Origin of the sequence: Tolypothrix sp. PCC 7601 (genome assembly GCF_025677855.1) — a bacterium.
Taxonomy (GTDB): Bacteria; Cyanobacteriota; Cyanobacteriia; order Cyanobacteriales; family Nostocaceae; genus Aulosira; species Aulosira diplosiphon.
The window spans coordinates 7,918,479-7,941,422 of record NZ_CP064879.1; the positions used below are offsets into that span (position 1 = coordinate 7,918,479).

Here is a 22,944-nt window from a genome sequence, read left to right on the forward strand (position 1 = left end):
TCTATAGTTTTTCTCTGCGTTCTCTGCGTCTCTGTGGTTCAAAAAATTTTTTTCTAACCGCAGAGGCGCAGAGTGCACAGAGGTAAGAGGTTAATTAACAATTACTTTCTTTAACTCCTGAATTAATTTTTTCGGACTCCCCGTCAAAATCGGCATACCCAACTCCTTCAATTTATCCCTAAACCATTGATTCACACTAAAATATCCCGAACTCGTCACCGCACCCACAGGAATAAAATGCAATCCCGACTCCTTCAACGATTTAATATAGTCAAATAAAACTTGGTCGCTACCACCTTCATAAAAATCCGAAATTAACACCATCACCGTATTATTTGGTTCTAAAATCTTTTGTGCAGCTTCCACTAACGCCGCATGAATATGCGTCCCTCCACCTAATTGAGTCCGCAACAAAACCTCAAAGGGGTCATGTACCCAAGCTGTTAAATCAATGACTCGCGTATCAAAAGCCAATAAATGCACATCCACATTCGGAAGTCCGGCAAAAATTGACGCGAGAATTGTACATTGCACCATCGCATCCACCATTGAACCTGATTGGTCAACAACTACAATCATGCGAGTTGGTGTTTTTTTCTTGGCTGTATGGTGGTAATACAATCTATCAACAAATAACCTCTGTTCTTCGGGATTCCAATTAGTTAAATTCTTCCAAATTGTCCGCTTTAAATCTAAGTTGCGAAATATCCGTTTTGGCGGAACGGAATAATCAATTTTTCCAGCGACAGCTTGCGCGACTTGTAAACGCAGTACTTGCGCGAGTTCGTCTACATATTCCTGAATTAATCGTTTAGCATTTTTCAGCGCATTTCCTGATAAATTCGCCTTTTCTCTTAATAGCTGTTCCACCAAAGCCATTGATGGTGTAAGTTGACTGGCTAACCTGTCATCTTTCAGGACTTCATGTAAAGCCATGCGGTGAATTAATTCGCCTTCCAAAGCTTTTAGGGTGGCGCGCAGTTGTTCTTCGGTAACGGTGAAACCGCCACCAGCACCCAAACCCGCACCCATACCGCCACTTTGACTGCTACCTTGTCCTTGATTTTGCTGTCCGGGGTTTTTCCCAATTCCTGGCCCTTGTCCGCGTAAACTTCCTGGGGGACATCCCAAAGCTTTTTCTAAAAATCCTACATCTTTTAACCATTGCGCGTATTGTTGCGCGGTGACAACTCCGGTTTGGGTGTTGGGGCCGAAAGCATTTAGGAGTAATTTAGAGAAAACTAATCCTCGGCGTAGGGTAGCGGTTTCAGCTTCCGGTGTTGTGTCGTCTTGGGGAATAATGGGATTATTAAAATCAGCTGCTAATTCTGGGTAGCGGTGGAGTAAGTTTTCAATACTAATATTAGGGTCGAGGATTAATTGAGGTAAATTTAACTCGCTGACAGCTTCTGTCGCCATTTGTTCAAAATTTGCACCCTGTTCGCTGAAGCCAAACATACTGGTTAGCAAGCGCCAGTATACAACTTGACGGCGTTGAGCAATTTTTTCTGTATCCATGTTTTTTCCTCAACTCTTACGCAGTAGTCGGCTAGAACGTTCTTGTAAGATTCCCACGACGCTATTTTTAATGGAATCTTTTTTCGCAATGACAGACGCTGCGGTTTGTCCGGTAGATGTGATTTTGTTTTTCACTGCTACTGCTAAAGGTTGGATTGACCATTTACCCGCATCGAAGCGTAATAAGCCGAAGATTTGCTGAGATTTGGCAATTATGTCTAAATTTAATTCTGATAAACTGCTGAGACGTTCACTAGCAATGCTAAGTTCACCCGCATCACCCCAACTTAAAACAATATTCTCGTCATTTTTCACGACTTGATAATTACTGAGATATATCGGTTCCGCAATTTGGATGGGATGGCGATCGCACGCGGCCACTGTAGAATAAATCCAGCTATTACTTGTATTCTCAGCAAAAAATTCCGCCGCCCGCTTCATCAAGTTATAATTTTGACCAAGTTCGCCTTGACCTTGCCACAATAAATCTCCGGTAGGTAGCAAGGGTACATCTTGAATCTGCAATACCCGGTTTTGTGCAAAAGCATCTAATAACACAGCCGCATTGGGAAATAGCAACCAAATTTGCTCATTATTAATTGCATCTACCTTGTAAGCTGACTGGCTAACTCGCACCAACTGAGTTTGATGATTCGCATCTAGCAAACCATAGGCTGTAAAGCTAACTAAGTTGGCGTGTTGGCGTAAATCTAAACCTAAAATTTCTAAATTACCCGATATTAACTGTGATTTCGGTAAAATTGCTGGGCGCACAGTTCCTAACATCGCCTGTGTCCACAAATCAACCCAGCGATATCGGGGAATTGTGGCGCTATCAGCCACGGGAAGATTTCCCATCAATTCATTAAAATAGCCAGTCAGTAAAGCAGCTTGTCTGACTAATAAAGGTTCCGCTTGGATTTGTTCAAGTGTCCCTAAAAATGGAACCAAAGTTGCGATATCCAAACGTGCATAACCTACCAAAGCAATTTCCATTAACCAGTGACGCACACTTGCTAGCAGCACTTTGAGGTTATTTGGCGGTTCGTCAGTTTCATAGTCCAACTCTATCTCAGCCGTTTCTTTGCGTCCTAACAAACTCCGCGCCTGAGATAATAAGGTATCAAATATAGCTCCTTGAATTGCAGCCCGCACAGTAGCCAAAACTGCAAAATGCTTATCTACAAACTCATTTGTGGTAATTGCTGCAGTCGCATCAACTAAAGATTGCTGTAGAGGTGTGCCAGTAAATACACGCCCCAAAGCCTGTAAAGTTTGTAAATGTTGCTCATCTAAATTCGCAAAACCAGTAATAAAACACTCATCTAAACTTGCAATCAACTCGAATATTGCTTGATTGCTGTCGCTGATTTGATGCAATGCGCCGGGGAAAGCCATGTGTTGGGGAATGGGGAATGGGGAATGGGGAATGGGGAATGGGGAATGGGGAATGGAGAATGGGGAATGGGGAATGGGGAATGGGGAATGGGGGTTGGGGATTGGGGATTGGGGACTGGGAGGATGAGGGAGATGAGGGAGATGAGGGAGATGAGGGAGATGAGGGAGATGAGGGAGATGAGGGAGATGAGGGAGATGAGGGAGATGAGGGAGATGAGGGAGATGAGGGGGGACAAGGAGATATTATTAATGCCCTATGCCCTATGCCCTATGCCCTATGCCCCATGCCCTATGCCCCATGCCCTATAGTTAAACAAACCAACTCATTTCGGGGAGGGGAGAGTTGGCGGTTGGTAGTTCGAGGTAGCGGAGGTAGTTTAAAAAGCGGCTGAAGACTTCGCTGGCTGGTTCTTTTTTGACTGTACCGCGACGGTTGAGAATATCCTGGGGGGAGGTAATTTGATTGAGGTCGCCGGGAACCTTAAGATAATTAATTACTTGGTCAATACCGTAAGCTGCGATCGCTTCTTTCATCACAGATTGCAAATGCTTACAGGGATAGCCTCCCAAACCTCCACAAGGACGATTGTTATTTGTACTGCAATAGAAATCTAGGGTTCCGGCTTCAAAAAAAGACACATAAACTCGTTCAATATCAGAACCGCTAGAAACGACTCCTTGCAATCGGTGATTATATAGTTCAACAAACGGAACCTGCTTTACATCCCGCTTGGTCGCCGCATTCTTCTGGCTCGAACCTACAAACGATGAATCAGGCATAATGATAATTCGTAATTCGTAATTCGTAATTTAAATGCGCTTAAAAAGGTTTGCTCTAAGCGATTCCAATCTGTTCATACTCATCTGTAAATTTTATCTATAGCAAGGCTTAAAATACGTAAAATTATACAAACCTTATTATTATTATAAGTATTTATTCGTAATAGCAAGAGTGCGATCGCAGCTATAAAAGTCAGCCTTATTATCAGATTTTGGCACAATCAAACATCATGCCCAATGCCCCATGCCCAATGCCCCATGCCCCATGCCCCATGCCCCATCCCCATTTTCAATCTAGCTTTACCACTCTTTATAGATTGATATTTCAACCAGATTTCCTACAATTATGAAAAGAATATGAAAACTATTTACGTAGATTAATAGATGACTTTCCCAAAAAACAAACCCAGCCTTCCAGAGGTTCACCGTAGCATCAAAGTTCCTAATAGCAATGGCTTTTGGCGCAAAATGCTGGCTTATGCAGGGCCGGGATATTTGGTATCAGTGGGATATATCGATCCGGGAAATTGGGCTACAGATATTGCTGGGGGTGCGAAGTTTGGGTATAGCTTGTTGACGGTGATTTTGCTGTCTAACTTGATGGCAATATTATTGCAATCGCTATGTGTGCGTTTGGGTGTGGCTACGGGGAGAGATTTAGCACAGGCTTGTCGAGACTATTTCAGTCCCAAAGTCAGCTTTTGTTTATGGGTATTGTGTGAGATTGCGATCGCAGCTTGTGACTTAGCGGAACTGTTGGGAAGTGCGATCGCGCTACAATTGTTATTCGGTATTCCCTTGGTATGGGGTGTGTGCATCACTGCCCTAGATGTCCTAGTTTTACTATTCTTGCAGCATAAAGGCTTTCGTTATACAGAAGCTTTGGTAATCATGCTGGTAGCAACAGTAGGCTTTTGTTTCACAGCAGAAATTCTATTTTCTCACCCTGATATCAAGGGTATTTTGTTGGGGTATCTACCAAAGAAAGAAATTGTCCAAAACTCAGAAATGCTCTACATTGCCATTGGCATTTTAGGGGCGACAGTGATGCCTCATAACTTATATTTACACTCTTCGATTGTGCAAACTCGTGATTGGCAACCTAATACGGAAAAAAGATGGGAAGCTATTAAGTTTGGCACAATGGATTCTACTTTTGCTCTATCTTTGGCACTATTTATTAACTCGGCAATTTTAATTGTATCTGCTGCCACATTTCATTTTTCTGGTAATCACAATGTGGCAGAAATTCAAGATGCTTACAAACTGCTATCGCCTTTATTAGGAGTGAGTGCTGCTAGTGCCATTTTTGGGATTGCTTTACTGGCTTCCGGTCAAAGTTCAACATTGACTGCTACCCTGGCTGGACAAATAGTCATGGAAGGCTTTTTACAATTTCGCTTTCCATCATGGTTACGGCGTTTAATTACTCGGCTGCTAGCAATTATTCCCGCGTTGATAACAATAATTATCTTTGGAGAACATAGTACAAGCCGCCTCATTATTTTGAGCCAAGTTATTCTCAGTTTACAGCTACCTTTTGCTGTGATTCCTTTAGTGATGTTTACCAGTAATCGTCACTTAATGGGTGAATTTGTCAATCCTTTATGGCTGAAATCTTTGGCGTGGGGAGTTGCTATGATTATTGTTGGGCTAAATGTTTGGTTACTATTACAAAGTATTTTGGGTTAACTGAGTTTTTTGCTTAAAAAGTCAAGAGTCAAGGGTCAAGTGTCAAAAATTGGACTTTGGACTTTTGACTAAATACCTCGCGCCCTCATCCCCTAACCCCTTCTCCCCCAGGAGAAGGGGAATTAAATCTCTTGCTCCCCTCTCCCGGCGGGAGAGGGGTTGGGGGTGAGGGCGAAAACCTAGCTACAAAGCGGGTTTCACGTTAAGTTGACACCAATGGGGGCTACCTTTTCCCCCTGTTCCCTGTTGCCCCAACCCTGTTCCCGCCCCGAAGGGGCATGGTAAAACTTATTTTTCAGCAGTTAATCTTCTGGGTGAGCAAACAAAGCTTACGCTTAAATTTACTTTGGCTGAACGGAATAAACTAGAAAATTGCTGTTAAAAAGATAATCAAATTACTGATACGAATAAAAAAAGAATATGACAGATTGTAGGGGCAAGGCAGTGCCTTGCCCTGTAGAATATATTGATGTGTCGCCAACATTATTTGCAGTGGGATGATTCTCAAAAATCCCTTGATATTTAAGCGACAATCGCATAACCTAGATGTTCAGTTATATCCAATAAACTCATGAACAAAAAGCTCATACTGAATTTATTTGCTAGTTCCTCAATTTTTACCTCGTTGATGTCTACGCTGGGTGTGATTAATCCTGCCCATGCTAGTGTTAACCTTACCCAGCGATTACTACACACCACTGATGGTCGTACCTGTATTAGTAATCCCCACGGCTTTAAGAATTTTGTCTGTATTCGAGATTCTGAGAGAAATCCCAACGCACCCCTACCACCCAAATCAACAGTAATCTCGGCACAGCCATCTGATAGCACAGTTGCAGAACTTAACTTTACCGATGAGGAAAGTGAGGCTGCAATTAGATTATTTAAGTGCGACTGTCCATTTTGCATTAATTCTTTGCGACAGTTACGCGGTACTGGCAACTTAGTTTACTAAGCCTTACTTTGCATCTGTTGCTAATAGCAATAAATTTAGCATTCTTGTAACCAAATGCCTTATAAAATAAACTTTATTTTTCAGGTAAATTCCAATACAATTCAGTTGAAAGCTCCCCACTCTGTTTTCTGTTCCCCAACTTCCACAAAATAATTTTTCTCACTGAACTGTATTAGAGTCAATTCAAAATCTACTTTGTTGTTTTCTCTGTACTTTTGCCATTTGTATCAGTTTGCTCTACTTTTAGTGATATTTCAGTGTTAGTTAGTGTAGTTGTTGGTTTCGCATTCGCCGCAGTTCGCTTCTTAGTCTGGCGCGGTTTTCCTCCAGCTTGCATATATTGAAAGCTATGCTTGCCATAGCGTGTCCCTACAGTCACCAACATTTTTTCGGAGTAATTACTCAAATCTTCCTCTAGTAATGCAATTTCCCCCATTGCTTCATCCAGACTAGAAAGCATTTTGTTGTAGTCAGATAACTTCATTTGCAAGGTTTGAATTCGCCTCCCATACTCTGCCAAACTCAATCCTTGACCAAAATCCAGCGTTTCACTAATCGACCGCATCCCCGAAATTCGTCGCACTGCTTTATCCACCACCTTGGAACTACGTTTCAATCGTGCCATATATGCATTTCCTGCCAAAGATGATATGAAAATTACAGCAATTTCTATCTCTAGGGATTGAGCATGGCTTAAATCCCTAGAGAATGGTCTATTTACCTGAAAATAGCTGTAATAGATACTTGTATTCCCACTCTAGCCATCTCCCATCCTGATTGCCCTGAGCAGAAACCACGAAAACTATAGTATGGGCTACAGTGATATTCTATGCATATTCGCTAATATTACGGACAAAGCTCATAATTAAAGCGTTAAAGCTTTGATTTATCAGGAAAGGCAGAGGGCAGGAGGGGTCTGAATCCCCTTCTGACTTGTTCCTTCAGCATAGCTGCCCTCTGCCCATTGGTGTCAACTTAAGCTAAAAGCGATATAGGGCGGGCGTTGTACAAATACCTCGCGCCCTCATCCCCTAACCCCTTCTCCCGCAGGAGAAGGGGAACTAAATTTCTTGCTCCCCTCTCTCTGTGGGCTACGGTGTACACACAAGTACTCTCCACATACGTTTCAGGGATTTCAACCCCCTTAAATTGTCATTGCGTTCGCGTAGCGTCTCGTAGAGAGGAGGAACGACGAAGCAATCCCAGCACCAAGCGATTGCTTCGCTTCGCTCGCAATGACAGGTTTTGAGCGATTTTTATCTGAGTTTAAAACTCCCTTCCAGGTAGGATTTCAAGACTTCTGTGTACACCGTAGCTCTCTGTGGGAGAGGGGCTGGGGGTGAGGGCGAAACCTTGCAACAAAGCGGGTTTCACGTTAAGTTGACACCAATGCCCTCTGCCTCCTGCCTTCTTCAATAATCTTGAGTTCCTAAATATCGTTTCCAAGTACCCAATTATCGTTTCCGGGTACTCAATTATCGTTTCCAAGTACCTAATCATCTTTTCCGGGTACCCAATCATCGTTTCCGGGTACCCAATTATCGTTTCCGAGTACCCAATCATCGTTTCCAAGTACCCAATTATTGTTTCCGACTACCCAATCATCATTTCCGACTACCCAATTATTGTTTCCGACTACCCAATCATCATTTCCGACTACCCAATCATCATTTCCGACTACCCAATCATCGTTTTTGGGTAGAGTCCAGAATAAGGTGCGTTACACTTCGTGATAACGCACCCTACTGGACTGACATAGCTAAAATGTGGCAATAATTTTTCTTGTGGGGTGGACATCTTGTCCGCCCTGGACGGGTGAGACACCCATCCCACAAGAGTTTTTTTATACACTATTTTAGGCGTGTCAGTCCACTACTGGCGTGTCTAGCCTTAAATGTTGCAATAAAGATGAATTTTATCCGCACGGCAGTTGCTTATCCCAAGGGGAGACGCTACGCGTAGCTTGCTTCCCCGTAGGGGTACAAGTCGGGAAACCGCAAGGGCGCACTGCCTTGTTTATCTGCGTTTATCTGCGGTTAATTTTTTCTATTTTAGTCTAGACACGCTACTACGCATACTACACATACTTAGATTTTTTCAATAATCAAATCGGACTCCTATACTCCTATAGGGCATAGCAAAGAGTTACCAATGCCCAATGCCCCAATGCCCAATGCCCAATGCCCAATCCCCAATCCCCAATCCCCAATCCCCAATCCCCAATCCCCGCCGACTTCTGATAAAAAATGTTGATATTTGTTGCTTCCAACTAAATACTCAGCAATTTATCGCTTAATATGCATAAAGCTAAATGATGACAAATAAATTCTTAAAAAATAATTAATCTTAAAATATTTATTTTAAACTAAACTTTTTTGCTGGTTATATATCAAGATTAGCGACCTCAAGAAAGCTTTTGATATGAAAATTTTAGTTGTAGAAGACGACGAGCTACTTGTACATGTGCTGAGTGAAATTCTCGCTAGCCTAAACTATGCTGTTGAGGTGGCTGAGGATGGAAATACGGCGCGGGATTTAATTGAAACTTATGATTATGATTTAGTACTTTTGGATGTGATGCTGCCGAAAATGGACGGTATCAGTCTTTGTCGTCATATCCGATCGCGTGGTTTACAAATGCCCGTTTTGTTATTAACAGGGTGTGATAGCAGCCATGAAAAAGCGATTGGCTTAGATGCAGGGGCAGATGATTATGTTGTTAAACCTTTTGATCAAGAAGAATTAGTGGCGCGGGTACGCGCTTTATTACGTCGAGGCGGAACCACGTCACAACCTGTATTGGAATGGGGTAATTTAAAGCTCGATCCCATTAGCTGCGAAGTTAGATACAACCAAGATTTGCTGTCATTAACCCCGAAGGAATATGCACTATTAGAACTTTTCTTGCGTAACAGTCGCCGGGTATTTAGTTGCGGCATGATTTTAGAGCATCTTTGGTCTTATGAAGATACCCCTGGTGAAGAAGCTGTGCGTACCCATATTAAGGGCTTGCGGATGAAGCTACGAAGTGTGGGGGCAGCAAGCGATTTAATTGAAACAGTTTATGGAATTGGCTATCGGCTTAAACCCCAAATACCAGAAGAACAGAGTAATAAAGCAGAATTAGACGCGAAAAAATCTGCTAATTCACATCAGCAATCACAACAACAAACACTCGCAGCAGTTGCAGGTATTTGGCAAAAATTTCAAGGGCGATTTAATCAGCAATTACAGGTGCTAGAACAAGCAGCTGTTAGCCAAAAAACCTTAAATCCCGAATTGCGATCGCAAGCTGCTCAAGAAGCCCATACTTTAGCAGGTTCTTTGGGTACTTTTGGTTTACCTCATGGTTCCAAATTGGCGCGCAAAATTGAGCAATTGCTAAAATCTGACAAAATTTTGACACAATCAGAAAATAGCAAATTACAAAATTGGGTGGAACGATTGCGGCAAGAAATTGCCAGCAAACAGCAAGAATCGGCATCTCCAGTCCCCGATCATGATGACAATCCCTTGGTTTTGCTAGTCGATGCTAATGGTAAATTAGCCGAACAATTAAAAGTAGAGTCGGCTAACTGGAATGTCACAGTTACAGATGCTAACAGCATTGAATCTGCTCGCCATCTCATCTACAGGGAGCATCCCAGCGTAGTATTACTTGACCCCAGTGTTGCCCCCAATCCCCAAGAAAGTTTCAGCCTACTCACCGAACTTGCTCAAAATAAACCACCCATCCCTGTGCTAGTTTTTACCGAGCAAAGTGATTTTAGCAACCGCTTGCAAATAGCGCGCAACGGCGGACATAGATTTTTGCAAAAGCCGATGCCGGCGGCGCAGGTGTTAGAAGCTGTTACCCAAGTATTGCAACAAGCGCCCCATGCGGAAGCCAAAATCTTAGCTGTAGACGATGATCCCCATATTTTGGCATTGTTAGAAACTTTACTCAGTCCTTGGGGGCTGAAAGTCATAGGTTTGCAAGATCCGCGACAGTTCTGGACAACCCTGGAAACCGTCGCCCCAGATATGCTGATTTTAGATGTGGAAATGCCCCATACCAACGGTATCGAACTTTGCCAAGTAGTACGGAACGATGCCCAGTGGAGTGAGTTGCCGATTTTATTCCTGACAGTTCACAGTGATGCCGATATTGTCAATCAGGTATTTAGTGCTGGTGCTGATGATTTTGTGAGTAAACCGATTGTGGGGCCAGAACTGCTGAATCGGATTATTAATCGCTTAGAACGGATCAAACTGTTGCGGCGCGTGACAAAATGCCAGAGTCGGGAAGTGACTGCATCAGAAAATCGCTGGCGATCGCTGTTTGATAGTAAGCATGAATGTATCAGTGTGATTGCTGCCGATGGTAGGTTGTTGGAAATTAACCCCGCTTGTCTTTTGATGTTAGAAGCCAATAACAATGCGGCGGTGATTGGTAAATCAATTTACGAGCTAATTTCCCCGGAATATCAGCAGCAATTCCGCCAATTCCACGCCAGCATTTGTCAGGGTAATCAAGGAACTCTGCAATTTGAAATTGTCAGTTCTAAAGGACATCGACGCTGGCTAGAAACCCACGCTGTACCTCTGCGCTATGAAGCAGATAGCACAACTGTACAGTTGGCAATCATGCAAGATATTACGGAATACAAACAAGCAGAAATCGAAATTCGCCGGGTAAATCGCACACTGCAAGCTTTAACTAATTGCAGTCAGGTATTGGTACGCGCCAAAGACGAGTTAGATTTGCTGCAAAGAATTTGCCAAATGATTGTCGAAGTTGGCAATTATCGTTTAGCTTGGGTAGGTTTAGCAGAACATGATGTTCAAAGCACCATTAGTCCAGTCGCCCAAGCTGGTTACGAAGATGGATATTTGCAATCGCTTAACCTCAATTGGGCAGATAATCCCGCAGGTTTGGGGCCAGTCGGGACAGCGATTCGCACAGGAGAAACCTGTATTATTCAAAATATATTAACTGACCCTCATTATGAGATTTGGCGGTGTCAGGCGATTAAGCAAGGCTATGCTGCATCGATTGCTTTACCTTTAACAGCCGATGGGCAAGTTTTGGGTGCATTGAATATCTACGCCACTGAACCAGATGCTTTTGATGCTGATGAGGTGAAACTTTTAGAAGCCCTAGCCATAGACCTAGCTTACGGGATGATGGCACTACGCAATCAGCGCGATCGCCAAATTGCCGAAGCCGCATTACAACAAAGTCAGCAAAGTTACCAACAGCTAGTAGAACTTTGCCCAGAAGCAATTTTTATTGAAAGTCAAGGTAATTTTGTCTTTGTCAACAGCGCCGCCGTGCAGTTATTTGGTGCTACCCAACCGCTAGAATTACTCGGTAAACAGGTATTAGAGTTAGTTCATCCCCATTCTCAGCCAGCAGTGCGGGAAAAGCTGCAACTGCTAAAAAACTCTACACAGCCAGTTACCCTGGAAGAAGCCCAATTTTTGCGTTTAGATGGCCAAGCGATCGCCCTAGAAATCGCCGCCGCTGCTTTTACCTACCAAAATCAACCCGCATCGCAAGTTGTCGCCCGTGATATCACTGTCCGTAAACAAACAGAAGCATTATTACATCAAGTCAACAATGAATTGGAATTAAGAGTAGCAGAACGGACGGCGGAGTTAATTAGTCTGAATCTGAAATTACAAACAGAACTCGACGAACGTCAGTCCATCCAAGAACAACTACGCATCTCCCAGGCGAAATTTGCCCGCATTTTAGATATTGCTGATGATGCGATTATTTCCATCGATGCTACCCAAAAAATTACCTTATTTAACCAAGGTGCAGAGAAGATTTTTGGTTATAAAGCCGAAGAAGTGATGGGGCAGCAGTTAGATATACTCTTACCATTACGCTTTGCCTCAGCCCATCGTCACCATGTCGGCGACTTTGGCAAATCTCCCAGCCCCGCCCGGAGAATGGGTGAACGCCGAGAAATCTATGGTATGCGTCGGGATGGCACAGAATTTCCGGCAGAAGCTTCGATTTCTAAATTAAATATTGGTGGAGATGTTTATTATACTGTTATCCTCCGGGATATTACAGAACGCAAACTAGTGGAGCGGATGAAAGACGAGTTTGTCTCCGTCGTCAGTCACGAACTCCGCACCCCCCTGACTTCTATTCACGGCTCCCTAGGAATGTTAGTTAGTGGTTTACTCCCAGCCGACTCAGAACAGGGAAAACGCCTGCTGCAAATTGCTACAGATAGTACTGAGCGCCTAGTCCGCCTGATCAATGACATCTTAGACATTGAGCGCATCGAGTCTGGTAGGGTGAAAATGGAACGGGAAATCTGTAATGTGGCAGATTTGATTAAATCCGCCGTCAATGTCATCCAGCCCCTAGCAGATAAACTCGGGGTGCAGCTTTCTATTGCTGACGTATCAATCCAACTCTGGGCAGATCCCGACAGGATTGTGCAAACCTTAACTAATTTGCTGAGTAACGCCATTAAATTCTCCCATACCGGAGAAACTGTGTGCTTGACAGCCAAAACCCAAGGCAATGAAGTAGTATTCGCCGTCAAAGATACCGGGCGCGGGATTCCCGCCAACAAACTCGATAGCATCTTTGAGCGCTTTCAACAAGTGGATTCCTCCGATTCCCGCAACCATGATGGTACAGGTTTAGGTTTAGCCATTTGTAAAAGTATTGTGCAACAGCATAGCGGGCGAATTTGGGTAGAAAGTATTTTAGATGAAGGTAGTACTTTTTACTTTACCCTGCCAATTCTTTCAGATCGGCAAATACCTGAAACGGTAAATGCGATCGCACCCGAATCCGGATACATGACTCAGCACTCACCCCTAGTATTAGTGTGCGATGATGACCCAGCAATTAGTCAGGAATTACAAACCGTACTCAAAAAAGGCGGATATCAAGTCGTTACAGTAGCCAACGGCCAAGAAGCGATCGCCGCCGCCGCCAGCCAAAATCCCGACGTAATTTTATTAGATTTACTCATGCCAGGAATGAATGGCTGGGAAACAATGGCAGTATTAAAAGAGCGAGCTGATACCAAAGATATTCCGATTGTGATTTGTAGTGTTTACAAACAAAGTAGTAATAGTCAACCCAACACCGACTTTGTGGATTGGGTGAGTAAACCATTCCAAGAAAGTAACCTGTTAAAATCACTGAGACAAGTAGTAGCAACAGCTTCTAAGCGAGTCAAAATTCTGATTGTGGAAGACGACAACGACTTAGCGCAACTACTCATAACCCTATTTGAAAGGCATGATATTGACACCTACCTCGCCAAAACTGGCAGAGAAGCCATCCGCCTCAGTCAACAAGTCAACCCCGACTTACTAATTCTCGACTTAATTTTGCCAGAAAGCGACGGTTTTGCCGTTGTCGATTGGCTACAGAAACACAATCAACTATGTAGCACCCCTGTGCTAGTTTACTCCGCCACAGACTTAGACGAATCAGAACGCGATCGCCTGAAATTAGGACATACTGAATTTTTAACCAAAGGACGTGTCACCACCCAAGAATTTGAACAACGGGTAATGGAATTACTACAGCGAATTACACACAATAAACAACAAGGAGAGCAATTTTAAATCTAATAGGACTTACGCAAGTGTCACATTTTTTTCGTTGAGGCTGTCAAGGGGAGCCAGTCACGTGCGGTGAGACCAGCGCTGCAGGAGGGTTTCCCTCCGTAGGCGACTGGCGAACCCGAAGGGAGGTTCCCTCCGTTGAGTGAACTGGCGTTCAAAAGTCCAAAGTCCAAAAAACCTGAATTTTTGACCCTTGACCCTTGACTGTTGACTCTTAAACCAAAAGATTGGTGTACCAGTTGCGTAAGTCCTGTCTAATTTCCCAGCCAACGCAGTTTCAACTAGCAAAAATCTCAAATCCACAATTCATTGACAAGATGACAACAAAACGAATTTTAGTAGTTGATAACGAAGAGTACATTCAAGAAGTTGCCAAAATTTGCTTGGAAACCGTTGCCCGTTGGGAAGTGATGACGGTAAGCTCTGGTAAAGACGGCATCATGAAAGCCGAAGCTTGGCAACCAGATGCCATCCTTTTAGATGTCATGATGCCTGATATGGATGGCATAACTACCTTTGAAAAACTCCAAGCCAATCCAGCCACCAAAGAGATTCCCGTAATTTTATTAACAGCCAAAATCCAAGCCGCCGATCGCCGCCGCTATGCTCAAATGGGAATGGCAACTGCGATCGCTAAACCTTTCAATCCCCTAGAATTGGCTGGACAAATCGCTACAGCTTTAGGTTGGAGTTTGGATAGTTAGGGATTGGGGACAAATCAATTCAAAATTCGTCTTGAAAAGTTTGACGGCAGTTGCTACAAGTCGGGGAACCCGCCCAACGCACTGCCTCCTCAACGGGGGGAACCCCCGCACGCAACTTTTGTCTTCTCTACGAGAGGCTGCGCCAACGACACGCTACGCGTAGCTTGCTTCTCCGCAGGAGTACGCAAAATTCAAAATTCAAAATTACAGAACTCTTGGGGATTGGGGAGAAGAGGAAGCAGCAGAATTAAAAATTGCTTTACACAGTCCAATTTTCCAAAACTAAATTGGGTACTTGAGAAAAGTCCCGATGGTTTCTTGTTACCAAAATTCCATTTACAGAAAGTGCGATCGCGGCAATGCGTAAATCTTGCCGACCAACTTTGATTTTTTGTAGGATTAAATTTGTGTATAATTCTTGTGCTTCAGCAGTAAATTTTAAAACATTGAAGCTTTTTAAACTATCAAAAGTTATTTGTAATTTTTCGTAAGCCGAAACTAAATCATTAGCATTAGCTCGTCGAATAACTTGAAATCTTCCTCGAATTTGTTCTTCGACAGTGATAATTGTAATTGCGATTTCGCTAGCATCAACGCTGTTTAAATGACGAGCGATTTCTAAATTTCCCCTTTGAAAAAGAGAAACACTATCAGTATCGAGAATCCAGAGACTCAACTTACTTCCCTCTGTGTATCAGAATCAGCTGCATCTACTTCTTGGCGATACTCTTGAATATACTGCTGAACTGCGTCAAAGTCTGGATCATCTTTGAATACTCCAGCAAATTTCATCCAAGGTCTTTGAGATGGTTCAACTTGAGGTAATTTAATTTCCATCGGAATGATTTCAACTTTATTTATCCGTTGAACTACAAGCTGTTCCAGCATTGAGAGTGCTTGTTCACGATTTGCTGCTTCAACACGATACTGTGGAAGTTCCAAAATAGATGCAACTGCACTACCATCTTCTTTAGTTTCCAGCACAATATTGACCTTGATATTTGCAGCCTGTGATGTTCCTAAAGGGTTGCTTTCCATAAACTTCAGACTCCAACTGAATCTATTAGCATCATAGCTTTAGCTTGACTGCGCTATTGCCCATGCTGTTAAAATCATACCAATTTGAAAAAAGAATACGACAGATTGTAGGGGCAAGGCATTGCCTTGCCCTCTAGAATAATTGATGTGTAGCAAACATTATTTGAATTGGTATCACCTTTGAAGATACTGTGCGATCGCGTTTTTGGATGTCGATTAATGAAGTGATTACGACATACGGCAGATTCGATGTTTATGAAGTACAGCAACTAATTGAAAAAAGTAAGTGAGTAATAAGTAAATTTCCTACTCATTACTCATTACTCATGATGTACCTCACTTACTTCGTGAGATTCAATAAACTCTTGAAAGTTGACGGTACATCACATCTGAGCGTAAAACATACTTTCGTCCTTGGATTACAGGAGCGCCTTCATGTACTAGTTCATGAACAAAACACAAGGACATACCTGTAACAGGAACAACATCCATAGTAGGTAAATGTTCATAATATCGGCGTGGAAGATGAAACCGGGTTGCGCCGCCTTCAAAACCTTCATTCAGGTAAATCATGAAAGTCAATAAACTTTCCTCGCCGTTGGGTCGCCGATACGAACCATCATGATGAAGCGCAAACCTTTGACCTGGATCGTAGCGATAGAAACGAAAACGCTCATTCAGCCCCACAGCTTGCCATCTGCCCATAGTATTAGGTATATAATTTGACACGCGCTGCCATAAATTTAAAGCTCGTTCCGGGACATCTAAAATTACACGCTGATTATTGCGGATGTCAGGACGTATTTGAAAACCTTGCATCGTAGTAATCGGAGCATCTGTATAACCAATATTTTCAGTTACAGTAATATACTCAGCGCATTCTTCTGGCGTGAGAATATTATCCAATGTGAAAATTTCGTTACCAAGCAAATTTTTCTTGGTCATAGTTGAATGATGAGCGCATTTTGAATAATGACGCACATCATTAATCATAGTTTCAATCAAAATCTCGCCAAATCGAGTTTATCAGCCAATAATTTGCGGCATTTAGTTCTCTGCGATACTATTGCATCCGATCAATTGTCCGATACTGTATCGCTTCAGCTACATGATTAGGTTTTAATTCATCCTCGCCAGCTAAATCTGCAATCGTGCGTGCTACTTTGAGAATGCGATCGCTTGCTCTGGCTGATAAACCTAATTTTCTAATTGCGGCTTCTAATAAATTACGACTGGCATCATCTAGCTGACACCATTTTTGCAGATGACGACTCAGCATTTGGGCATTGCAACGCAAATTTTGTTGTCCTTGGAAGCGGGTACTAGCGCGATCGCGTGCTTGTTGTACTCGTTTGGCTACGGATTGAGATGTTTCGCCTGTTGGTTGTTGGGTAATTTCCTCTGGTTTGAGGCGATTCACAGCTACCTGCAAATCGATTCGATCAAGCAATGGCCCAGAAAGCTTTGCCCAATAATGTTCCCTTTGTCTGGGAGAACAGGTACATTGTTGGATAGTATCGCCATAGTAACCACAAGGACAGGGATTAGTACTCGCCACTAAGGTAAACTGCGCGGGAAACATCACCGATTGTTTGGTACGAGAAATGGTGACGTAGCCATCTTCTAAAGGTTGACGCAGAAATTCTAAAACATCACGTTTAAATTCTGTTAATTCATCCAAGAAAAGTATACCTCTATGTGATAAAGAAATTTCTCCCGGACGCGGAAAACTACCACCACCAACCAAAGAAGGGCCAGAAGCCGAATGATGGGGACTGCGAAAAGGGCGATCGCGTACTAAGGAACCGCGATTTTTTAATAAACCTGCGACTGAATGAATTTGAGTCACTTCTAAAGCTTCAGCAAAACTTAGCGGTGGTAAAATACCTGGTAAGCGACGCGCTAGCATGGTTTTTCCACTACCAGGAGGCCCAACAAAAATTAAATTATGTCCTCCAGCCGCTGCAATTTCCAAAGCCCGACGAGCATGAGCTTGTCCTTTGACATCTTTTAAATCTATACTGCCAGCAAAAGATGCAGCGTAATCAGTCTCTACAGCTTGATTTAATTGCACTGGCTTATACCGTGCGGGATTATTTAATAAATCTGCCACCTCAAACAGATTTTTACAGCCGTAAACCGCTAATCCTTCCACAACTGCGGCTTCTTGGGCATTATCTACAGGCACAACTAAACCAGCAATTCCCATCTTTTGAGCAGTCGCCGCAATGGGGAGAACACCAGCCACAGCACGCAAGCTACCATCTAAAGATACTTCCCCGATGAATAAATAATCACCTAATAAGTCAGCGCTAACTTGCTCAGAAGCAGCTAAAATCCCCACGCTGATAGGCAAATCAAAACTTGGCCCTTCCTTACGCAAATCAGCCGGAGTCAAGTTAATTACAATCTTCCGCATCGGAAAAGCAAAACCCGCATTTTTCAGCGTTGCTTTTACCCGTTCTTTGGATTCTTGAACTGCCGAATCTGGTAAACCCAATACCACAATTCCTGGTAATCCCCCGGATACATCGACTTCCACACCTACTTTTATGGCATCGATGCCGACAATTGATGCACTCCAGACTCTAGCAAGCATTTTTTATCTAACAATAACCCTTTAAAATCTCTAGCAGATGAGTAAGTAAAATGACATGAGTGAAACCACAGAGACGATTTTCAGCAAAATCATTCGTCGGGAAATTCCCGCCGACATTGTTTATGAAGATGATTTAGCTTTGGCGTTCAGAGACATTCAACCCCAAGCACCAGTTCATATTTTGGTGATTCCCAAAAAGGCGATCGCTAAATTAGCTGATGCGGAATCTCAGGATCATGCTCTTCTAGGACATCTTTTATTAACCGCCAAGCGCGTTGCCGAACAAGCTGGATTAGAAAATGGTTATCGAGTTGTCATCAACTCTGGTGCTGATGGCGGCCAAACTGTCTATCATTTACACCTACATATTCTAGGAGGGCGGGAAATGAAATGGCCACCTGGTTGATGAGTAATCTTTAAACCCAAGGGTGCAAGCAGTTGCGCCCTGAATGGGGAACTTCCGAGTAAAAAATATTCCCGAAGCGATTGATGACTGTTAATTGTGAACCGTCAACAGTCATCAATCAACAGTCAACGACTTGCACAGAATAATTTATTTTTTGAAGTACCCTGAAAATATTCTTTTAAACTGAACTCATCTAAAATCTCGGAAGATTGCTAACATAACTCTGTATATATATAGTGAAAACGGATTGTGACTGTAAAACCAGACTGGTTGCGGGTAAAAGCGCCTCAGTGGGAGCGCGTTGGGAACGTTAAAGAAATTTTGCGGGATTTAGCGCTCAATACGGTTTGTGAGGAAGCGTCCTGTCCGAATATTGGCGAGTGTTTTCAAGCTGGTACTGCCACATTTTTGATTATGGGCCCTGCTTGCACTCGTGCTTGTCCCTACTGTGATATCGATTTTGAAAAAAAGCCTAAACCTTTAGATCCAACAGAACCAGCACGTTTGGCAGAAGCCGTGCGCCGGATGCAACTCAATCATGTAGTCATCACCTCTGTAAACCGAGATGATTTACCTGATGGTGGTGCATCGCAGTTTGTGCAATGTATCACTGCAGTTCGGGATGTTTCACCCAAAACGACAATTGAGGTATTAATTCCAGATTTGTGCGGTAATTGGAATGCTTTGGAAATAATTCTCCAAGCTGCACCCGAAGTATTAAACCACAATACAGAAACCATCCCTCGTCTGTATCGTCGTGTCCGTCCCCAAGGTAACTACGATCGCACTTTGGAATTACTGGCGCGCTCTCGTCAACTTGCTCCTTGGGTCTACACAAAATCTGGCATTATGGTGGGACTTGGTGAAACTGATGCCGAAATTCGTCAGGTTATGCAAGACCTACGCGCCGTAGATTGCGATATCTTAACGATTGGGCAATATCTCCAACCCAGTCAAAAACATTTACAAGTCAATGATTTTGTTAACCCAGAACAATTTGCCGCCTGGCAAGCCTACGGTGAAGAACTGGGATTTTTACAAGTAGTTTCCTCACCCTTAACAAGAAGCTCCTATCATGCGGAACAAGTACGGGAATTAATGCAGCGTTACCCCCGTAGTAGGGGATGAGGGCGATGAGGGAGACTCTTGTAGAGACGCGATTAATCGCGTCTCTACAACCCTTGACCCTTAACAAATGACAAATGACCAATAACCAATGACCAATGACCAATGACAATTCACAATCTGTAGCAATTTTGGGAGCAGGTGCTTGGGGAACAGCACTGGCTAATTTGGCTGCGGCTAATGGTCATCGGGTGCGCGTTTGGTCACGTTGGGGAGAGGAAACACTGGAAACAGTTTTAGAAGATGCTCAAATAATCCTTTCTGCCATTTCGATGAAAGGTGTCAGGGATGTAGCTGCTCAAGTCAAGTCTTTACCTGTCTCTCGGGAAACAATTTTTGTGACGGCTACCAAGGGTTTAGAACCAGAAACAACCTGTACGCCGTCGCAAATTTGGCAATCTACTTTTCCTGACAATGCAGTTGTTGTTTTATCTGGCCCTAATTTATCGAAAGAAATTGAAATGGAATTACCAGCTGCAACTGTAGTCGCTAGCAATATTTTTGCAGCAGCGCAAACAGTGCAGTTGGTGTTTTCTTCTAATCGCTTTCGGGTATACACCAATCCCGATCCTGTGGGAGTGGAATTAGGGGGAACACTCAAGAATGTAATTGCGATCGCAGCTGGTGTATGTGATGGTTTACAATTAGGAACCAATGCCAAAGCTGGTTTAGTCACCCGTGGACTTACAGAAATGGTTCGCATCGGTAATTTCTGGGGTGCAAAAACAGAAACATTTTATGGTTTATCAGGTTTAGGGGATTTACTAGCAACTTGCAACAGTCCCCTAAGTCGTAATTATCAAGTAGGTTACCAGCTAGCTGCTGGCAAAACACTCGAAGAAGTTCTCTCCCATCTCCAAGGAACTGCTGAAGGTGTCAACACTTGTCGAGTGTTGATGCAAAGAGCCAGACAGCAGAATATTCCCGTACCAATTACTGAGCAAGTCGATAGATTACTTCAAGGTAAAATCACACCCCAACAAGCTCTTGATGAATTAATGCTACGTGACATCAAGCCTGAGTATGATTTTGAGGATGGGGAGTAGGGACTGGGGAAGTGAGCAAGGGGGCAGGGAGCAGGGGAGAATTTACCCATTACCCATTACCCATTACCCATTACCCATTACCCATTACCCATTACCCATTACCCATGCCCCATGCCCCATTCCCTACTCCTTATAAATACTGAACTGGTAATTGCTAGGTATTAGCACTTCAGCGTTATTACTAACGCATTGCCGATGACAATTACCTCAAATACTTACCAAATATTCCCTAGAGAAAAATTCGTAATTTGTCAGGATACAACGTTTTTAGTGGTGTAGATATGACTATGCCGATTATGAACATCATTTTTACTGAAATATGTTTATACATTGTTACTTTTGTAACAGTAAAATCTCATCAAATTTGAAATGTTGAAAAGCTAATTCAAAACTTAAAAGCTAGCTGTAGAAATGAATAGCTATTGGTTCAATGAAAGAACTACAGCAGCCTACTATTTCGGTAGTTATGTAACAAAAACAACTAATACAGTTTTTTTGGAAAAAAATTTCAAAAAAAACCGTAATAGAAACCCTTACCGTGTTAGTTCTTCGTAAATCACGGGAACAATAGCAACAGTTGAATAGCTGACCATTAATTTTAGCTGACCGTAATCTATTGTTACCTGGAGCCATTGAGACGATATTTATGCCAGCAACATCTTTTTACGCAGATGCCCCCTACAACGCACAAAAATCTCAGCAAATCTTAGACCAAGATCTCACGGTTGACGATCATGAGTTGCCTTTAGAAGATTTGCAAGATTTAGAGTTGGCTTCTGTTGATCCCGCGAGTTTCGCTGCTAGCACCAACCGTCGGAGTACGGATTTAGTACGCCTCTATCTTCAAGAAATTGGTCGGGTACGCTTATTAGGGCGAGACGAAGAGGTTTCAGAAGCTCAGAAAGTCCAACGTTATTTGCGGATGCGGATAGTACTTGCTAATGCTGCCAAGCAAGGGGATGCAGTCATTGAGCCTTATCTGCGATTGATTGAAGTCCAAGAACGTTTAGCATCTGAACTGGGACATCGTCCGTCTTTAGAAAGATGGGCAGCCACAGCTGGTATAAAGTTGTGCGATCTCAAGCCTACTTTATCTGAAGGTAAACGTCGCTGGGCGGAAATTGCCAAAATTACAGTGGAAGAATTGGAACAAATTCAGTCCCAAGGACTCCAATCGAAAGAACACATGATCAAGGCGAATCTGCGCTTGGTTGTGTCTGTTGCTAAGAAATATCAAAATCGCGGATTAGAATTATTGGATTTAGTCCAAGAAGGCACACTTGGCTTGGAACGCGCTGTAGAAAAATTTGACCCAACTAAGGGTTATCGCTTTAGTACTTACGCTTACTGGTGGATTCGTCAAGGTATTACCAGAGCGATCGCTACTTCTAGCCGGACAATTCGCCTTCCTGTTCACATTACTGAAAAGCTGAACAAAATTAAAAAGGCTCAACGCAAAATTGCTCAAGAAAAAGGTCGGACTCCGACTTTGGAAGATTTGGCTGTTGAGCTAGAAATGACACCCACTCAAGTGAGAGAAGTATTGTTACGGGTTCCTCGCTCTGTTTCTCTAGAAACCAAAGTAGGGAAAGATAAAGACACTGAGTTAGGCGAATTGCTCGAAACTGATAGTGTTACCCCAGAAGAATTATTAATGCGGGAATCTTTGCAAAGAGATTTACAGCATTTGTTAGCAGATTTAACCAGCCGCGAACGTGATGTAATTCTGATGCGGTTTGGTTTAGCAGATGGTCATCCCTACTCTTTAGCCGAAATCGGACGTGCGCTGGATTTATCACGGGAACGTGTACGCCAAATCGAATCTAAAGCTTTGCAAAAGCTACGCCAACCAAAGCGTCGTAATTTGATCCGCGACTATCTGGAATCCTTGAGTTAGTTAATGTTCAGCAGTTAATTAATTTTAGATTTTAGGTTGACCCCAAAAACTCTGGGTATTTAGCACAAGGATTTTAGATTTTGGATTTACTCCGCCTACTAAGGGCGGGATATAAACTAAAAAAAATCTAAAATTGGCAATCTAAAATCTAAACTTGGCATAGTCAATAATCAATAGTGACTATCACAAAATT

General features: G+C 43.0%; 19 protein-coding genes and 1 pseudogene. 11 read left to right on the forward strand and 9 right to left on the reverse strand.

The annotated features are described in order from the left end of the window. Positions 1-90: 90 nt before the first annotated feature. Positions 91-1,518 (reverse strand): VWA domain-containing protein, encoded by a 1,428-nt coding sequence (locus HG267_RS32045; protein WP_045873074.1) that lies wholly within the window; start codon positions 1,516-1,518, stop codon positions 91-93. Positions 1,519-1,527: 9 nt separating this feature from the next. Next, positions 1,528-2,916 carry a hypothetical protein gene (locus HG267_RS32050; RefSeq protein WP_045873073.1) on the reverse strand — a complete coding sequence of 463 codons (1,389 nt, stop codon included), beginning with the start codon at positions 2,914-2,916 and terminating at the stop codon, positions 1,528-1,530. Between the two features lie 17 nt (positions 2,917-2,933). Here HG267_RS32050 and HG267_RS32055 point away from each other — a divergent pair, with 17 nt between their 5' ends. Further along, complete coding sequence (locus tag HG267_RS32055; protein ID WP_263419996.1) at positions 2,934-3,308, forward strand: hypothetical protein; 375 nt, start codon at positions 2,934-2,936, stop codon at positions 3,306-3,308. Here the strand turns inward: HG267_RS32055 and HG267_RS32060 are convergent. Then, complete coding sequence (locus HG267_RS32060) at positions 3,226-3,696, reverse strand: hypothetical protein (RefSeq protein WP_045873072.1); 471 nt, start codon at positions 3,694-3,696, stop codon at positions 3,226-3,228. The two genes, HG267_RS32055 and HG267_RS32060, sit on opposite strands and share 83 nt — an antisense overlap. Before the next feature lie 212 nt (positions 3,697-3,908). Between HG267_RS32060 and HG267_RS32065 the strand changes: the two genes are divergently transcribed. The 3 genes from HG267_RS32065 to HG267_RS32075 all read left to right on the forward strand — a co-directional run bounded on the left by HG267_RS32065 (position 3,909) and on the right by HG267_RS32075 (position 6,343). Continuing rightward, positions 3,909-4,046 carry a hypothetical protein gene (locus HG267_RS32065; protein ID WP_155539518.1) on the forward strand — a complete coding sequence of 46 codons (138 nt, stop codon included), beginning with the start codon at positions 3,909-3,911 and terminating at the stop codon, positions 4,044-4,046. Positions 4,047-4,080: 34 nt separating this feature from the next. Beyond that, entirely contained in the window at positions 4,081-5,388 is a 1,308-nt protein-coding gene (locus HG267_RS32070) for an Nramp family divalent metal transporter (RefSeq protein WP_045873071.1), read from the forward strand. A 571-nt stretch (positions 5,389-5,959) separates the two neighbouring features. Beyond that, positions 5,960-6,343, forward strand: coding sequence for a hypothetical protein (locus HG267_RS32075; protein ID WP_071989464.1), 384 nt, complete (start codon positions 5,960-5,962; stop codon positions 6,341-6,343). 190 nt (positions 6,344-6,533) lie between these two features. Here HG267_RS32075 and HG267_RS32080 read toward each other — a convergent pair whose 3' ends face one another. Together HG267_RS32080 and HG267_RS42040 are read right to left on the reverse strand one after the other, a co-directional pair. Next, the gene (locus tag HG267_RS32080; protein ID WP_045873228.1) at positions 6,534-6,968 is read right to left on the reverse strand and encodes a hypothetical protein; all 435 of its coding nucleotides are present in this window, start codon (positions 6,966-6,968) and stop codon (positions 6,534-6,536) included. A gap of 867 nt (positions 6,969-7,835) precedes the next feature. Continuing rightward, positions 7,836-8,012 (reverse strand): annotated as a pseudogene (locus HG267_RS42040) (hypothetical protein); the annotation flags it as partial. Between the two features lie 752 nt (positions 8,013-8,764). Here HG267_RS42040 and HG267_RS32085 point away from each other — a divergent pair. Both HG267_RS32085 and HG267_RS32090 read left to right on the forward strand, forming a co-directional pair. Then, positions 8,765-13,936: a response regulator gene (locus HG267_RS32085; protein WP_045873226.1), complete on the forward strand. Its 5,172-nt coding sequence runs from the start codon at positions 8,765-8,767 to the stop codon at positions 13,934-13,936. 317 nt (positions 13,937-14,253) lie between these two features. Then, on the forward strand, positions 14,254-14,640 hold the full coding sequence (locus tag HG267_RS32090) for a response regulator (RefSeq protein ID WP_045873225.1): 387 nt from the start codon (positions 14,254-14,256) through the stop codon (positions 14,638-14,640). A 259-nt stretch (positions 14,641-14,899) separates the two neighbouring features. On the opposite strand, the gene HG267_RS32095 is transcribed toward HG267_RS32090, so the two are convergent. From HG267_RS32095 to HG267_RS32110, 4 genes are all read right to left on the reverse strand, one after another. Then, on the reverse strand, positions 14,900-15,316 hold the full coding sequence (locus HG267_RS32095) for a type II toxin-antitoxin system VapC family toxin (protein ID WP_045873224.1): 417 nt from the start codon (positions 15,314-15,316) through the stop codon (positions 14,900-14,902). Then, positions 15,313-15,678 (reverse strand): hypothetical protein, encoded by a 366-nt coding sequence (locus tag HG267_RS32100; protein ID WP_045873223.1) that lies wholly within the window; start codon positions 15,676-15,678, stop codon positions 15,313-15,315. Before HG267_RS32100 ends, HG267_RS32095 begins: the two co-directional genes overlap by 4 nt. A gap of 354 nt (positions 15,679-16,032) precedes the next feature. Continuing rightward, positions 16,033-16,623: a prolyl hydroxylase family protein gene (locus tag HG267_RS32105; protein WP_045873222.1), complete on the reverse strand. Its 591-nt coding sequence runs from the start codon at positions 16,621-16,623 to the stop codon at positions 16,033-16,035. Positions 16,624-16,741: 118 nt separating this feature from the next. Next, positions 16,742-18,277, reverse strand: a complete 1,536-nt coding sequence (locus HG267_RS32110) for a YifB family Mg chelatase-like AAA ATPase (protein ID WP_045873221.1) — start codon at positions 18,275-18,277, stop codon at positions 16,742-16,744. A 55-nt stretch (positions 18,278-18,332) separates the two neighbouring features. Here HG267_RS32110 and HG267_RS32115 point away from each other — a divergent pair, with 55 nt between their 5' ends. The 5 genes from HG267_RS32115 to sigC all read left to right on the forward strand — a co-directional run bounded on the left by HG267_RS32115 (position 18,333) and on the right by sigC (position 22,751). Next, positions 18,333-18,683 (forward strand): histidine triad nucleotide-binding protein, encoded by a 351-nt coding sequence (locus HG267_RS32115; RefSeq protein WP_045873220.1) that lies wholly within the window; start codon positions 18,333-18,335, stop codon positions 18,681-18,683. Positions 18,684-18,932: 249 nt separating this feature from the next. Next, positions 18,933-19,811, forward strand: a complete 879-nt coding sequence (lipA, locus tag HG267_RS32120; RefSeq protein ID WP_045873219.1) for a lipoyl synthase — start codon at positions 18,933-18,935, stop codon at positions 19,809-19,811. A gap of 95 nt (positions 19,812-19,906) precedes the next feature. After that, positions 19,907-20,854, forward strand: a complete 948-nt coding sequence (locus HG267_RS32125) for an NAD(P)H-dependent glycerol-3-phosphate dehydrogenase (protein ID WP_045873218.1) — start codon at positions 19,907-19,909, stop codon at positions 20,852-20,854. After that, positions 20,844-20,990, forward strand: coding sequence for a hypothetical protein (locus HG267_RS32130; protein ID WP_168161025.1), 147 nt, complete (start codon positions 20,844-20,846; stop codon positions 20,988-20,990). Before HG267_RS32125 ends, HG267_RS32130 begins: the two co-directional genes overlap by 11 nt. Before the next feature lie 510 nt (positions 20,991-21,500). Next, entirely contained in the window at positions 21,501-22,751 is a 1,251-nt protein-coding gene (sigC, locus tag HG267_RS32135) for an RNA polymerase sigma factor SigC (protein ID WP_045873217.1), read from the forward strand. The last annotated feature ends 193 nt before the right edge of the window (positions 22,752-22,944 follow it).